Source organism: Microlunatus sp. YIM B11417 (assembly GCF_059617205.1).
In genome coordinates this window covers 1,050,905-1,064,304 of record NZ_JCAMPJ010000001.1, presented here as the reverse complement: position 1 = coordinate 1,064,304, position 13,400 = coordinate 1,050,905, and the positions used below count along the sequence as shown (strand labels likewise).

General features: G+C 70.2%; 15 protein-coding genes and 1 pseudogene. 7 read left to right on the top strand and 9 right to left on the bottom strand.

Features of this window, described 5'->3' with window-relative positions; genetic code table 11:
• Positions 1-112 precede the first annotated feature (112 nt).
• The gene (locus tag AC6CCG_RS05425) at positions 113-1,144 is read left to right on the top strand and encodes a hypothetical protein (RefSeq protein WP_496653448.1); all 1,032 of its coding nucleotides are present in this window, start codon (positions 113-115) and stop codon (positions 1,142-1,144) included.
• Here the strand turns inward: AC6CCG_RS05425 and AC6CCG_RS05420 are convergent.
• A complete protein-coding gene (locus AC6CCG_RS05420; protein WP_496653447.1) occupies positions 1,134-2,807 on the bottom strand; it encodes an extracellular solute-binding protein in 1,674 nt (557 codons plus the stop codon). The genes AC6CCG_RS05425 and AC6CCG_RS05420 overlap by 11 nt on opposite strands.
• 169 nt (positions 2,808-2,976) lie before the next feature.
• Here AC6CCG_RS05420 and AC6CCG_RS05415 point away from each other — a divergent pair.
• The 3 genes and pseudogenes from AC6CCG_RS05415 to AC6CCG_RS05405 all read left to right on the top strand — a co-directional run.
• Positions 2,977-3,060: pseudogene (locus AC6CCG_RS05415) on the top strand (LuxR C-terminal-related transcriptional regulator); the annotation flags it as partial.
• Between the two features lie 48 nt (positions 3,061-3,108).
• Positions 3,109-3,597: a pyridoxamine 5'-phosphate oxidase family protein gene (locus tag AC6CCG_RS05410; RefSeq protein WP_496653446.1), complete on the top strand. Its 489-nt coding sequence runs from the start codon at positions 3,109-3,111 to the stop codon at positions 3,595-3,597.
• A gap of 36 nt (positions 3,598-3,633) precedes the next feature.
• Complete coding sequence (locus AC6CCG_RS05405; RefSeq protein ID WP_496653445.1) at positions 3,634-4,023, top strand: DUF1304 domain-containing protein; 390 nt, start codon at positions 3,634-3,636, stop codon at positions 4,021-4,023.
• Between the two features lie 115 nt (positions 4,024-4,138).
• On the opposite strand, the gene AC6CCG_RS05400 is transcribed toward AC6CCG_RS05405, so the two are convergent.
• Positions 4,139-4,717: a TetR/AcrR family transcriptional regulator gene (locus AC6CCG_RS05400; RefSeq protein WP_496653444.1), complete on the bottom strand. Its 579-nt coding sequence runs from the start codon at positions 4,715-4,717 to the stop codon at positions 4,139-4,141.
• On the bottom strand, positions 4,717-5,625 hold the full coding sequence (locus tag AC6CCG_RS05395) for an SDR family oxidoreductase (protein ID WP_496653443.1): 909 nt from the start codon (positions 5,623-5,625) through the stop codon (positions 4,717-4,719). The genes AC6CCG_RS05400 and AC6CCG_RS05395 overlap by 1 nt, the downstream gene beginning before the upstream one ends.
• Positions 5,626-5,702: 77 nt before the next feature.
• On the opposite strand from AC6CCG_RS05395, the gene AC6CCG_RS05390 reads away from it, so the two are divergent.
• Positions 5,703-6,344, top strand: a complete 642-nt coding sequence (locus AC6CCG_RS05390) for an FMN-binding negative transcriptional regulator (protein ID WP_496653442.1) — start codon at positions 5,703-5,705, stop codon at positions 6,342-6,344.
• Here the strand turns inward: AC6CCG_RS05390 and AC6CCG_RS05385 are convergent, their stop codons facing one another.
• Together AC6CCG_RS05385 and AC6CCG_RS05380 are read right to left on the bottom strand one after the other, a co-directional pair.
• On the bottom strand, positions 6,345-7,364 hold the full coding sequence (locus AC6CCG_RS05385; RefSeq protein ID WP_496653441.1) for a LacI family DNA-binding transcriptional regulator: 1,020 nt from the start codon (positions 7,362-7,364) through the stop codon (positions 6,345-6,347).
• On the bottom strand, positions 7,361-9,691 hold the full coding sequence (locus AC6CCG_RS05380) for a glycoside hydrolase family 43 protein (protein ID WP_496653440.1): 2,331 nt from the start codon (positions 9,689-9,691) through the stop codon (positions 7,361-7,363). The genes AC6CCG_RS05385 and AC6CCG_RS05380 overlap by 4 nt, the downstream gene beginning before the upstream one ends.
• Positions 9,692-9,932: 241 nt before the next feature.
• On the opposite strand from AC6CCG_RS05380, the gene AC6CCG_RS05375 reads away from it, so the two are divergent.
• On the top strand, positions 9,933-10,232 hold the full coding sequence (locus tag AC6CCG_RS05375; RefSeq protein ID WP_496653439.1) for a hypothetical protein: 300 nt from the start codon (positions 9,933-9,935) through the stop codon (positions 10,230-10,232).
• Here AC6CCG_RS05375 and AC6CCG_RS05370 read toward each other — a convergent pair.
• The 4 genes from AC6CCG_RS05370 to rpmG all read right to left on the bottom strand — a co-directional run bounded on the left by AC6CCG_RS05370 (position 10,229) and on the right by rpmG (position 12,214).
• Complete coding sequence (locus tag AC6CCG_RS05370) at positions 10,229-10,963, bottom strand: GAF and ANTAR domain-containing protein (RefSeq protein ID WP_496653438.1); 735 nt, start codon at positions 10,961-10,963, stop codon at positions 10,229-10,231. The two genes, AC6CCG_RS05375 and AC6CCG_RS05370, sit on opposite strands and share 4 nt — an antisense overlap.
• Positions 10,964-11,001: 38 nt before the next feature.
• On the bottom strand, positions 11,002-11,673 hold the full coding sequence (locus AC6CCG_RS05365; protein WP_496653437.1) for a GAF and ANTAR domain-containing protein: 672 nt from the start codon (positions 11,671-11,673) through the stop codon (positions 11,002-11,004).
• Between the two features lie 63 nt (positions 11,674-11,736).
• Positions 11,737-12,042, bottom strand: a complete 306-nt coding sequence (gene rpsN, locus AC6CCG_RS05360) for a 30S ribosomal protein S14 (protein WP_496653436.1) — start codon at positions 12,040-12,042, stop codon at positions 11,737-11,739.
• 4 nt (positions 12,043-12,046) lie between these two features.
• Entirely contained in the window at positions 12,047-12,214 is a 168-nt protein-coding gene (gene rpmG, locus AC6CCG_RS05355; RefSeq protein WP_496653435.1) for a 50S ribosomal protein L33, read from the bottom strand.
• Positions 12,215-12,304: 90 nt separating this feature from the next.
• On the opposite strand from rpmG, the gene AC6CCG_RS05350 reads away from it, so the two are divergent.
• A complete protein-coding gene (locus AC6CCG_RS05350; protein ID WP_496653434.1) occupies positions 12,305-13,399 on the top strand; it encodes a GTP-binding protein in 1,095 nt (364 codons plus the stop codon).
• Position 13,400: the final 1 nt, after the last annotated feature.

Below are 13,400 nucleotides of genomic sequence, written 5' to 3'. Positions count from 1 at the left end.
TGATCATGCGTGCCAGTTCACTATGCGCGAACCGGCCGAGTTGCCGCAAACGTTTGCCACCGGTTGTCAGTGGCCGTGGCCGGGCCGGGTCGGATCGTCGTACCGTGTGATCATGGCGAGCGGCATCGTCGACGAGTTGCTGCGGTCGGAGGAGCCCTCCGTGCAGTGGCGGGTGCGCACCGAGGTGCTCGGCGAGCCGGCCGACGACCCGTCCCTGCGCCGGTTGCGGGACCGGATCCGCCGCTCGGAGCGGGTCCGAACCCTCCTGAGTCACCGGGGACCGGACGGCAGATCCCTGATCGACAAGGGCATCTATGCCAAGTGGCAGGGCGCGCACTGGGTGCTCGCCGCGCTGGCCGACCTCGGCTACCCGCCCGGTGACGATGACCTGCGCCCGCTGGCCGACCAGGTGCAGGACGCCTGGCTGAGCGACGACTTCTACGTCGAGTTCGAGGCGGCGGCGAAGGCTGCCGCCTACAGCCGGCGCGGCGTTCCGGTGATGGCGGGCCGACACCGCCGGTGCGGTTCGCAGCAGGGCAACGCGCTGCGCAGCCTGTGCCGGCTCGGCCTGGCCGACGACCGGACCGGTGCGCTGGTCGAGCGGCTGCTGCACTGGCAGTGGCCGGACGGCGGCTGGAACTGCGACAAGAACCCCGCTGCGGACACCTCCGCCTTCGCCGAGACGCTGCTTCCGTTGCGGGGACTCGCCGTCTGGGCCGACCAGCGCGATGATCATGAGGCGCGACGGGCGGCACGGCGCGCCGCCGAGGTGTTCCTCGAGCGGCGGCTGCTCTACCGGCGCAGCGACGGCTCGTTGATCAACGCCGAGTTCACCCGGCTGCACTATCCGCTCTACTGGCACTACGACGTGCTCGGCGGCCTGCGCGGGCTGGCCGAGCTCGGGATGCTGGCGGATCCGCGGTGCGCCGACGCCCTCGATCTGCTGCTCCGCAAGCGATTGCCGGACGGCGGCTGGCCCGCCGAGCGCCGCTACTACCGGACGTCACCCGAGATCGCCCTCGGCCACGACTTCGCCGACTGGGGCGGCACCAGCGCGCGCCGGAGCAATCCCTGGGTCACCCTCGACGCACTGGCCGTGCTGCGGGCGGCTGATCTCGTCGATCACGCAGGGGTCAGCCGTTGATCTCCGTGTACGCCTCCGCGTACTCCTGGGCGATCTGGTCGCCGCCGTCGGCCTTCCACTTCTTGATCAGGTCGTCCCACTCGTCCAGCGTCTTGCGGCCCTGGAAGAACTCGCTCTGGAAGTCCGTGACCAGCTTGCCCAGGGTCACGCCCTTGGTGGAGTTCGTCGCCGAGTAGAGGCCGGTGGTCGGGTCGTCGATGATCAACGGCGCCTCCTTGGCCAGATAGGCGTGGATCACCCGGATGTTGTCCTGCTGGCCGGCGGCATAGACGACATCCGGCGCATCGGCGACGTAGTAGGAGGGCAGCAGGAGTTCCTGCGCACCCTGCTCGGTCGCCACCGGATCGGTGCCGTCGAGGGTGTAGTCGACGTCCACCACACCGAACTTGCGGAACAGGTACTCCTCCGTGCCGAACGGCGCGGCCATCCAGTTGCAGACCTGCAGGAGCTGCCGGATCCTGGCTTCGTCGCTGCGCTTCAGCGAGGTCATCGAGAACAGCGGCGCGCCCTGCGGATGGCTCCCCTGGCCGCCCTCGAATCCGGGCTCGACGAATCCGTCCACCCGCTCCGCCTGGTCCGGCCAGTCGGAGAAGATGTCCAGCAGCCAGCCCTTGTAACCGCCGGTGAAGTAGACGACGTTGCCGGTCCGGAACCACTGCTTGCCCTGGATCGCACTCGCCGCGACGCCGTCCGGATGGCAGGAACCGTCGGTGACCAGGGCCCGCACGGCCGACAGCGCGCGGCGGATCTCCTCGGTCTCGTACTGGCTGGTGAAGCGACCGTCCTGCTCGGTCCAGCGGTTCGGCTTGCCGAGCATGTTGATCACCAGCTGGAGGGCCGCCGCCGGCCGGTCGATCGCCCACCGGTTGCCCCGCGGGTCGGTCGCTTCCTTGCAGATCTGGCGGAACTCCTCGAACGTCTCGGGCGCCGGGTTGAGCGACTTCTCGGCCAGGAAATCCTTGCGCTGGAAGGTGATCGAGCCGAACACGCCGCGCGGCACCGGCACTCCGTAGATCGAGCCGTTGAACACCGTCGACGCCCAGGACGGGGTGGGCAGGTTGGCCAGGAACGGGTAGTCCTTGATCGCATCGCCGGCCACGTACTCGTCGAGGTTCTGCAGCACGTGGCTGGCGATCTGGGACATATTGGGTCGGGTCGCCGGGGCGGAGATGCACAGCGCGTCCGGAAGATCACCACCGGCCAGCATGGTGGTCAGCTTGCTCACGTACCCGTCACCGTCGGGGACCATCTGCAGCTTCAGGTCCAGCCCGAGCCGAGCGTTCAGTTCCTGCCAGTAACGGTTCCGGTCCAGCGCCGGCGGCAGGCCCGAGGTGATCGGGACGAGCTGCTCGAGGCTGCCCCCGTCGGCCGGAGGCTCGGCCAGCTCACGCTTCGGATGCGCGGGATACGTGAGGTAGCCGGCCAGACCGCCGTCCGCGGTGGCGGCGAGATCGGGCTCGGCGCCCTGGTACGGGACGAAGGCCGGCAACCGGACCCTGCTGTTCGCGGCGTTCTGCTCGGCCCCGGTCGGGGTCCGGCTCTGCGTGGTGCACGCCGTCAGCGATCCCAAGCCTGGAAGGGAAACCGCGGCCGCGGTGGCCACGCCGCCGCGGAGCACGGCGCGCCGGGTGAACGGAAGAAGGGAGTCGGGGCGGTCGGTCATGGCTCGATCCTCTCGAGGTCAGCCGTCCCGGATCATCGTAGGCGCGCGGCGGCCGGACCACCACGGTCCGTCTCAGCAACGGCGACGGTGATGATCACCGCGATCACGGCGAGGACCACGATCCCGAACGTCGCCGTGCCCGGGTTCACGGAACGGGGAGCGCGAGGTCACCGAGCTCGTCCAGCAGGGACACAGCACCGCCGAGATCGCTGCCCTGCTGACGATCTCGCCGCCCACCGTCCCGGTCCACCTGAAGGCGATCTTCGGGCCGAGTGTCAGCCGCCGCTTCTATCCTGCCGACATGTTCACCATGATCACGGTGCCGCCGGCGACGCCGGCCCGGAAGGTCCCCGGGTACGGGATGCCCGAGGACACGTCCTCGCTGCTCGACTGGTCCTTCGTCGACACCGAGCTGAGCACGGCCGAGCACTACTGGTTGACCACGACCTTTCCGGACGGACGGCCGCACAGCGTGCCGGTCTGGGGACTCTGGCAGGACAACCGGCTGCACTTCGAGGGGCGGCCGGAGGCGGCCTGGGCCCGCAACCTGGTCCGGGATCCGCGCTGCCTCGCCCATCCTCCCCATCCGACCCGGGTGGTCACCGTCGAGGGGCGGGCCAGGATCGTCGAGGACGACGACCTCACCGAGGCCGAATGGGCGGAACTGGACGCACGTTTCCAGGCCAAGTACCAGGTCGCGCAGGGCTCGCCGTACTGGTGCCTGGAGCCCGTCACCGTGATCGCCTGGAACGGCGGCAAACTCGACACGATGACCCGCTGGCGCTTCTGATCACCGTTCCTGCGCCGGGTGCGCCATGATGCCGGAATGATCATCATCGGATTCGTGCTCGCCGTCCTCGCGGCCGCGCTGCACGTGTTCATCTTCTATCTCGAGTCGCTCGCGTGGCTGAGCCCGCGGGCCCGGGCGGTGTTCGGCACCACACCCGAGGAGGCCGAGACGACCAAGTCACTGGCGTTCAACCAGGGCTTCTACAACCTGTTCCTCGCCGTACTGGCGATCCTCGGCACCGTCATCGCCGCCCTCGGCTCCACCGCGGTCGGCGCCGCCCTCGCCCTGGCCGGGACCGGCTCGATGCTCGCCGCCGCCCTGGTCCTCCTGCTGTCCTCCGCCCAGCACCGCTCCGCCGCGATCAAGCAAGGAGCCCTCCCCCTGCTTGCGGTGATCATGCTCGTCCTCGGTCTCCTGATCGGCTGAACGGAGTGCGGTGAAGCCGTAGTGATTTCTCTTGAACTGAGCCCCTGTCGGCCGGTACGACGTCGCACCGGCCGAGTTGAAGAGCTTGCCTGACACGGCCGCGGCGGAACTCCGCCTAACTCCGGTACGGGTCGAGGACAGCTCGGACCTGGCCGCGCAGCCAGTCCGCCGGAGTTCCTTCGCGGTGGATCGCCCAGCCGATCAGGGAGCCGTGATAGACGGTCTCGATCAAGATCGCGAGTGCCGCGGAGTCGGTGTCGGAGCGCAGCTCGCCGGCGTGGATCGCGGCGGCCAGTTCGCGTTCGATGCCCGCCCGGACCGCCCGGGCGCCGCGCAGGGTCTCGGCGTGGAAGTCGGCGTCGGACAGGTCGAGCTGGAGCAGGGCCACCGAGTTGGCCATCTCCTCCGGTGACTCGATTCCGGCGACGGCGCCGACCAGTCCCTCCTCGATCCGTTCCAGCGGCGAGTCCGACTCGGACCGGTCCAGCGACCCGACCCAGAGGTCGACGCCGCGGCGGTCCGCGGCGAGCAGCATGCCCCGCTTGGAGCCGAAGCGCTGGACCAACGTCGCCGCCGACAGCCCGACCTCGGCGGCGACGGCGGCGAAGGTGACCCGGTTCGGACCGATCCGGTGGGCCAGTGCCAGCACCGCGTCCAGCAGGTCCTCGTCGCTGACCGTCCGCGGCCGGGGCATCAGGCCGGCAGTCCGGTGTCCAGGACGACCTGCCGGGCGGCCGTGTCGACCGAGCCCCAGTCCGGCCGGGTGCCGTCGGCGTCGACGAGGTCGTACTCGTGCATCAGGTCCCAGGAGCCGAGGCACTGACCGGCGAAGCGGGCCCGGTCCTGGTCGGCCGCCAGCGCGGCGATCCCGCGGGCCAGCAGGTGGGGCGTCTCGGAATGATCGAAGTACGGCAGCGTCGCCGCCTTCTCCTGCCAGGTCTCCTCGGTGATGCTGTAGTGATCGAGCATCGCCTCGGAACGCAGCCAGCCGGGCGTCACGGTCAGCGCGGTCACGCCGTGCGGCCGCAACTCGTGGGCCAGCGCCGCGCCGAGCCGGACGACGGAGGCCTTGACCAGGTCGTACGGGACGCTGCCACGGTACGGGACCTCGGCCTTGCCGTCACCGACCTCGATCACCAGTCCCCCGCTGCCCTCGAGCACCAGCGGGATCGCGTAGTGGTTGGTGATCAGATGGGTCTCGATGCCGTTGCGCAGCACCGAGATCGTGGCGTCCAACGAGTGCTCCCAGAGCGGCTTCTCCCAGTCCAGGAAGGGATCGCCGCCCCAGACGTCGTTGATCACGACGTCCAGCCGGCCATGATCACGACGGATCCGGTCGATCAGCGCCGCAACCTGTTCCCGGTCGGAATGATCACAGCGCACGGCGACCCCCTCGCCGCCCGCGGCCGTGACCAACTCGGCCGTGTCCTCGATCGTCTCGGGCCGGTCGATCGGCGACCGCCCGGCCCGGCTCGAACGGCCGGTGCCGTACACAGTGGCGCCGAGAGCACCGAGTTCGATGGCGATGGCGCGGCCGCAGCCGCGGGTCGCTCCGGTGACGAGGGCCACCCGGCCGCTCAACGGTCGTTCTGCATCACTCATGCCACGAGAATAACCGAACGTTCATTTACAAACAACTCGGCTATCCTGCGCACCTCGGATCGACGAAGGACGGCACCGTGTGGACTCCTGATCACTTCGCGGCACCCGAACCCGGGTGGGACGCCCGGCTGATCACGGAGCACCCGTTCGGGATCATGATCAACAGCGACGCCGGGACTCCGCTGGCGACCCATGTGCCGATGCTGATCCACCCGGAGGACCGGGATCGCGCCGAATCCGGCCTCGAGGGCTGCCGGATCATCGGCCACCAGGCCAGGGAGAACCACCAGTGGCGGACGATCACCGACGGCGACCGGCTGTTGCTGATCTTCAACGGCCCGCACGGGTACGTCTCGCCGACCCAGTATCCGGACCAGCCGGCCGCACCGACCTGGAACTACACGGCGGTGCACCTGACCGGGCCGGTCACCCTGTTCCATGATCACGACGAGCTGCTCCGAGTGATCGACCTGACCATCGACGCCACCGAACGGGACCGCGATCCCGGCTGGGACCGCGAACCGTCCCGGGACTACTTCGACCGGATCGTCGGCGGCATCGTCGCCTTCCAGCTGACCGTCGAGTCCGCCGCGAGCACGTACAAGCTGAGCCAGGACCAGCCGGAGCACCGCCGGACCCTGGTCACCGAGCAGGCACTCGCCGATCCCGATCACGGACGGCGCCGGCTCGGTGACTGGATGCGCCGGGCCGGCGGCTGATCAGGCCGGTCGGCCGGTGCTCTCCCGTCCGATGACGGTGAAGTCCACGGTCAGGTGGCGGGCCGGTTCGGTGGCGCCGCCGATCCGCTCGGTCAGCATCCGGACCGCCGCGCGGGCGATCTCCGCCTTGTCGGGGGCGATCGTGGAGAGGGTGGGGGTCACGGTGCGGGCGGCTTCGATGTCGTCGATCCCGATCACCGCGACGTCGTCGGGGATCCGGACGCCACGGGTGGTCAGCGCCCGGATCGTCGCCACGCCGAGGCGGTCGTTGAAGCAGAAGATCGCGTCGAGGTCGGGCTCCCGCGCTAGCAGGGCGGCGACGGCGTCCGCGGTCCGCTCCGGGGTGTGATCACCGTCGACGGTGCTGATCAAGGTCTCGTCGTACGCGAGCCCGGCGGCCTCCAGCGCGGCCCGGTAGCCGGCGTAGCGCCGGGTCGGCTCCAGCCGTTGCCGGCCCACACCCTGCTGCGGTGAGCCGACGACACCGATCCGGCGCCGGCCCAGGCCGAGAAGATGATCAACGGCCGCGGTTGCGACGGCCCGGCTGTCGACCGCGACGCTGTCCGCGGTCCGGACCTTGCCCTCGCCGAGCAGCACCAGCGGCGTCTGATCGGACCGCCGCCGCAGGAAGGCGTCGGAGACCGACCACGGTTGCAGGATGACGCCGTCCAGGAACCTGCTGTGGAAGCCCTCGGCGACGTTCCGCTCGCGCTCGAGGTCGCCGTCGGTCGCCTCGATCAGCACGGTGAGCTCGTGCTGCCCGGCCTCGCGGGCGATCAGGTCGGCGAGTTCGGCGAAGTACGGGCTGCCGAAGGTCGGCAGGGCCAGTGCGATGACACCGGTCCGGCCGCGGCGCAGGTTGCGGGCGGCGAGGTTGGGCCGGTAGTCGAGCTCGGCCAGCGCCCGCTCGACCTTGCCCCGGGTCTCGACGGTCAGGTGCGGATAGTCGTTGAGCACGTTGGAGACGGTCTTGATCGACACCCCGGCCAGCCGGGCCACGTCCTTGATCGTTGCGCTCATGATGCCAGGAAGCGTACGTACTCGAAGCTTGCGGTCAGTCCCGCCCCCGGACCGGCGCCGAACGCGGACAGGCCGAGCCGCGGCTGCGCTCCGGCGGGCAGCGTCCGCACACCGTGCCAGACCCAGTGATCACCGTCGGCGCTGACCGCCGCCCGGTAGCGGTGCTCGCCGGTCGCCGGGTCGACCTCGTGCTTCAGCCGCAGCCAGACCGTGTCGCCGGCGGTCGGGCCGAGTCGCGCGTCCCCGTACACCACGCGGCCGGCCCACGGCAGTTCCTTGCCGAACGTCACGTGCCGGGTCCGTCGCGCCGCTGCATAGGTGAGGTTCACGAAATGATCATCGCCGGCGTACGCGATCAAACCGGCCTGCGGCCAGGCGGCCGGATAGCCCTCCCCGTAGGGCACGGTGACCTTGGTCTCCACGGTCCAGTCACCCTCGGGCGGCTGCCGCAGCAGCAGCGCCGCACCGTCGTCGGCCACCGGTCGCTGATCGATCAACTCGACGGACTCCTGCACCGGCAGGGTCAGCCGACCCTCGCCGACCTGCGCGGCGGGATCACGCAACGGCTGCCAGCCGCCGCCCAGACCATGATCGAATTCGTCGCCCGCGCCCGGCAGCGGCGCACCGACGACCGGGTCCGGGACCTTCGTGGTGACCGGGGTGAACAGCGGCGCCACGGTGACGTCGTCGAAGTCGGCCGCTGCCTCGTTGCTGATCAGGCCGAACCGCCCGCCGCCCGAGGACGGTGGCAGCGTCACCCCAGCGGTCGCCAGCGGATCGTCGAGGCCGTGGTCGGTGACCGTCGCCTCCAGCCGGCTGCCCCGGATCCGGACGTCGAGTTCGTGCCAGTCGTCGTACCGGAAGCCGGCCGGCAGCGGCCGCGTTCGACGATCGACCACGGCACCCTGCCGGCGCACCATGATCACGAACGACGCCGAGTCGCGATCGATCACGGCCTCGACCGCCACCTGACCCCGGGTGAAGCTCAGGCCGGCCGCGCCGCGCCCGTCGGCGCCGTGCCGGACCGCGCCGCGCAGCCGGACGTCGCCGCGGGCCAGCCTCGACGCGACCATCGTCCGGCGTCCGGGTGGGCTGCTGAGGAAGCCGCCGGCCGGCTCCCGTTCGACCGTCCAGCCGGGCAGCGGCTGCCAGACCCGTGGCGACAAGCCCTCGCCCTCGAACGCGTCGGCCGTGCCGGCGATCATGCTCGGTGCCGGCTGCGGCCCGTCCAGCAGTCCCCGGCCGCCGTTCGTCGTCGGCCAGCCGTCGACCCAGTCAAGCCGGCTGATCACCAACTGCCTGCGATTCAGCGTCCCTTGCAGATAAGGATTGTTGCGGTCGATGGCATGCGTGACCAGCCACGGCTGGCCGGCCAGGTCGGTGGCCATGGTGTTGTGACCGACGCTGACCCACCGGTTGCCGGTCGGCACCTGGACCGGCGTCCCGCCCGCGTGCCGGCCGAGCACGGAACGGCCGTCGCGATCGAGGAACGGCCCGAGCGGGGTACGAGCCCGTCCGACCTGCACCGGGTAACCGGAGGCCGGTCCGGCGCAGCAACCGCCGATCGCGGACAGGAACAGGTAGTAGTAGCCGTCCCGGTGCACCAGGTGCGCGGCCTCGTAGCGGTTCTCCAGCGTGACCTGGACCGGATCGCCGACGGCGGTCAGCCCGTCCGCGGACAGCGGCACCACCCGGACCCCGCCGTCGACGGAGCCGTAGTAGAGATACCGGGTGCCGTCGGGCGTCGCGACCACCTCCGGGTCGATCACGTTCCGCCAGGCCTCGGTGCCGGGCACCGGCTGCCAGGTCTCCGGGCCGGTGACGTAGGCACCGGAGTCGGTCCACGGACCCTGTGGCGCCGCGGCGGTGGCGACCCCGATGGCCCGCCAGTGCCGGTCCGTCCCGGCATTCACCACGTACGAGTAGTAGAGCAGGTAGCGCCCGTCGACGTACTCGATGTCCGGCGCCCAGTACAGCCGGTCGGCCTCGTCGCCGAACCCGTCGTAGCGAGGCTCGGTCTGCTCGGTGAACACGTCGCTCACGTACTCCCACCGGACCAGATCGGCCGACCGGGCGATCATCAGTTTGCGGTAGTGATCACCGGGGAACAGCGGATCTCCCGTCGCGTACGCGTACCAGTAGCCGTCCCGGCCCCTGATCATGGTCGGGTCGGCGATGTTGGGAATCGTCTCGCCACCGACCGGATTGGTGAAGGACGGCGGCGATTCGGCAGCGGCCCGAGGCTGCAGCATCGCCAAGATCAAACTCAACCCGGCCAGCACCGAGATCATGCCGACGCGGTACGCCCTCGCCCCGTGAACGACCACCGGAACCTCCCCTGTGAGCTCCAGACCTATAACGTTGTCTATTACGTTGTAGAAGCTGATGTCCAGTGCCTGTCCAGCGACCGCCGGGATCCATCGCGGTACGACATCCCTGTACGGGTGGGATTCCTGAGGGTTAAAGTACTGATCCCAAGCCCCGGACCCCGGCTCGCGAACGACTCTGGGGGTGTGGTGTGCCCGTGAAACCTGACGGCCGGCCGGACGTCGCAGGAGGTACGGTTCGATGACGAGCCATGATCACGATCACGTGAATGATCAACCCGGCCTTCACCAAAGAGTCATCCGGCAGCTGACCAGGGTGGCCTTCGAGTTGTCGGCGGCATCCAATCTCGCCACCGACGGCGTCTCGGAACGCATCGATGCGGCGGTGGAGACGCTGGACGAGGTGATCAAGGACCTGCGCCGCGCCACGTTCGAAGCCGTGGCCGACCAGCTCCAGCCCGAGACCGCGCCGACACCCGGCCGGACGGGTCCCTCACCCCAGGACGGGGACGACCGGAGCCGCAACGGCGACCACGGCTAGCGGCCGCTGTCGTCGCCGAGAAGGTCCGGGCTGAGCTGGCCGGCGGCGACCCGCGTCGCCAGCTCCGTCAAGGACTGCCGGGACCGGCGGGCGTGATCACGAAGCACGGCGAAGGCCCGGTCCATGGAGACCCCGAGGGCCTGGGCCGTGACTCCCTTGGCCTGCTCGATGGCGATCCGGCTGTTCAGCGCGACCTGCAGCTGCGCGGCCAGGCGCTCGTTCGCCTCGGTGGCCCGGTGCTGCAGGATGGAGATCGTCGCGACGTCGGCGAGGGCCTGGGCGATCTCGACCTGATCGCCCGGGAGCGGTCGATCGGTCACGCGGAACAGATTCAGGGCGCCGATGATCTGGCCCCGCAGCCGGAGCGGGAGCGCGTAGATCGGGCCGAGCCGCAACCGCCGCATCTCGGCCGCGAACAACGGCCAGCGCTCCGCCTGGTCGGCCGCCGAGGTGACGACGACCATCTCGCCGGTGCGATAGCAGTCGAGGCACGGACCTTCATGGTTCTGGAGTTCGAGCAACTCGAGCAGCCGGGTCTCCTCCGACGAGGCCGCCATCACCCGCAGCACACCCTGGTGGTCGGCCAGCATCAGGCCCGCGCTCTCGGCGTCGAGCAGGTCGGTGCAGCGAGCGACCAGTTCGTCCAGAAGCTCGACGACATCGAAGTCGTTGACCAGGCTGTCGGCGAGTCTGACGAAGAGGTGCCCGAGACGTACCTCTCGAGATTCCATGGCGCTCATCTACCCACCCATCCTCTTATCCCATCGCGTCATGGCTCAAACCTGATCACCCGGGAAACCACGTCGCGAGCCACTTCGACGACGGAACGGTTCTCGGCGAAGGCATGGGCGCGCAGCCACGCCAGCGCCGCCTCGATCGGGATGCCGAGCTGGACCATGATCATGCCGGACGCCTGATGGATCTCGGCGCTGCCGAAGTGCTCGATGACGTTCGGCGTCCCGGTGCCTGCGTCGAACGTCGTGTCCAGGGCCTGCCCGGTCGCCTCGTCGGCCGCCGTCATCATCCGGCTGAGTTCCCAGGTCCCGAGATCCCCGGCGGTGCCGCGATGGGAGACCAGGACGCCGAGGCTGATCGCCCCGATCCGCAACGGCACGGCGAAGACGGCGGCGATGCCCAGGGCCGAAGCCTCCCGAGCAAAGAGCGGCCAGGTCGCGACGCGGCCGGGAGCGGCGAGATCACCGACCAGAACCGGCAGTCCGGAGGCCAGGGCATCAACGGCCGGGCCCTCATGGCACAGCGCGGAGACCTCCTCCAATCGATCCGCCATCACCCCAGCCGACCCCCACAACACGCGATGACCGCCCCTGCTGATCAAGATCACTGCGACTCCGTCGACGGACAGATCCCGCACCGCCGAGGTGCACAATTCAGCCAGCGCCGGTGATGGCGGCGTGCCCGCGACTTCTTCGGAACCCTCCATCCGGCCCTTCCCTCGAGCACACTTTAGCCGCACCGCCGGGCGGGGTCCCGACGGTGCGACCGGTCACCAACTCGACTTGGTGATGCCGGGCAGCTCACCCCGGTGGGCCATCGCCCGGAACCGGATCCGGCTGATGCCGGCGGCCCGCAGGAAGCCCCGCGGCCGGCCGTCGACGGCGTCGCGGTTGCGCAGCCGGACCGGGCTGCTGTCGCGGGGCAGCCGGGCCAGTTCGCGGCGTGCCTGGTCGCGCTCGGCCTCCGTACTGGCCGAACTGCGGATCACCTGCTTCAGGCCGGCCCGGCGGTCGCGGTAGCGCTCCACCGCCACGGCGCGCTGCTGGTTCTTGATGATCTTGCTGCGCTTCGCCATCGGCTCACCGGTCCTCGCGGAACTCGACATGCCGGCGGATCCGCGGATCGTACTTGCGCACCACCAACCGGTCCGGGTCGTTGCGCTTGTTCTTCTTCGTGACGTACGTGTAGCCCGTACCCGCCGTCGACCTGAGTTTGATCAACGGACGCACCTCGTTGCGCCGAGCCATCGGCGACCTCCTGCTCCTGCTAGTTTGGATATGACAATCATATTCATTAGAGTACGGGAAGCCAACCACAGCGAGGAGAGCCGAACGACCATGAACGACAGCCCGTACCTCTCGGTCGCGGTGATCGCCTCGGTCGATCCGGTTGCCCGGCAGTCCGCGGCGGCGACCGTCCTGCTCGACCTGCCGGACGCCGTCCAGCTCAGCTACGACCTGGTGGCCCGGCCGGCTCCGGCGCTGCACCGGGTGGTCGCGGATCCCTATGGGACGGCCGAATCCGAGGTCGTCGAGCTTGATCACGAGTGTCTCGGCTGCACCCTGCGGCACGACGTGCTGGCGACCCTGGCCCGGCTGGAGGAGGTCGACCGCTGGCGCACCGTCGTGCTGGCGCTCCCCCTGGCGACGCCGCCCGAACCGATCGCGGCCGCGATCGACGCGGCGATCCGGGACGGCCGGCTGAGCGGCATCGGACTCGCTCCGGTGCTGGCAGCCGTCGACGGCGAGGCTGCCGTACGGGACGTCCTCGGCGACGACCTGCTCGACGAACGAGGCCTGGCGCACGGCCCGCGGGACCGGCGTTCGGTCGGCGAGGCGGTGTGCGCCCAACTGGAGTACGCGGACGCGGTGCTGGCCGTCGGCAACGCCGACCGGCAGAGCCGCAGCCTGCTCCGCCACCTGCTGGCCTCGTCCGCGTACCTGGCCAGCCCGCATCGCATCGACGTCGCCGACCTGATCGGTCGCCGGCACGACCTCGAACCGGCCCGGAGCAGGATCGATCCGCTCCGGCCCGTCGGCCGGGCCCGCCCGGACGCCGACGGGGTCTGGACCATGGTCCTGCAGTCCGGCCGGCCGTTCGAACCGCATCGGCTGATGGCTCGACTGGAGGACCTCGGCACCGGCAGCATCCGCGCCCGAGGCCACTTCTGGCTGCCCAGCCGGCCCGGGCTCGCCTGCGTCTGGGACGGCTCCGGCGGCCAACTCAGCGTCGGCGTCCACGGACCGTGGCGCGACCGGATGCCGGGCACCGCGCTCAGGATCACCGGGATCGACGCCGCGGAGCGGGAACGGATCCGCGACGCGTTCGCAGCGGTCCTGATGACCGAACGGGAACTCGGTGACCTGGACCGCTGGCGCGGTGTCGACGACGGATTCGACCCGTGGCTCGGCGCCGCGAACTCGGCCGCCTGAC

Coding starts and splice junctions, on each gene's coding strand:
- AC6CCG_RS05365 (WP_496653437.1), bottom strand. CDS start 11,673: ATGGAGGGTTCCGAAGAAGTCGCGGGCACGCCGCCATCACCGGCGCTG.
- AC6CCG_RS05375 (WP_496653439.1), top strand. CDS start 9,933: ATGACGAGCCATGATCACGATCACGTGAATGATCAACCCGGCCTTCAC.
- AC6CCG_RS05385 (WP_496653441.1), bottom strand. CDS start 7,364: ATGAGCGCAACGATCAAGGACGTGGCCCGGCTGGCCGGGGTGTCGATC.
- AC6CCG_RS05370 (WP_496653438.1), bottom strand. CDS start 10,963: ATGGAATCTCGAGAGGTACGTCTCGGGCACCTCTTCGTCAGACTCGCC.
- AC6CCG_RS05405 (WP_496653445.1), top strand. CDS start 3,634: ATGATCATCATCGGATTCGTGCTCGCCGTCCTCGCGGCCGCGCTGCAC.
- rpmG (WP_496653435.1), bottom strand. CDS start 12,214: ATGGCTCGGCGCAACGAGGTGCGTCCGTTGATCAAACTCAGGTCGACG.
- AC6CCG_RS05420 (WP_496653447.1), bottom strand. CDS start 2,807: ATGACCGACCGCCCCGACTCCCTTCTTCCGTTCACCCGGCGCGCCGTG.
- AC6CCG_RS05400 (WP_496653444.1), bottom strand. CDS start 4,717: ATGCCCCGGCCGCGGACGGTCAGCGACGAGGACCTGCTGGACGCGGTG.
- AC6CCG_RS05425 (WP_496653448.1), top strand. CDS start 113: ATGGCGAGCGGCATCGTCGACGAGTTGCTGCGGTCGGAGGAGCCCTCC.
- AC6CCG_RS05395 (WP_496653443.1), bottom strand. CDS start 5,625: ATGAGTGATGCAGAACGACCGTTGAGCGGCCGGGTGGCCCTCGTCACC.
- AC6CCG_RS05410 (WP_496653446.1), top strand. CDS start 3,109: ATGTTCACCATGATCACGGTGCCGCCGGCGACGCCGGCCCGGAAGGTC.
- rpsN (WP_496653436.1), bottom strand. CDS start 12,042: ATGGCGAAGCGCAGCAAGATCATCAAGAACCAGCAGCGCGCCGTGGCG.
- AC6CCG_RS05350 (WP_496653434.1), top strand. CDS start 12,305: ATGAACGACAGCCCGTACCTCTCGGTCGCGGTGATCGCCTCGGTCGAT.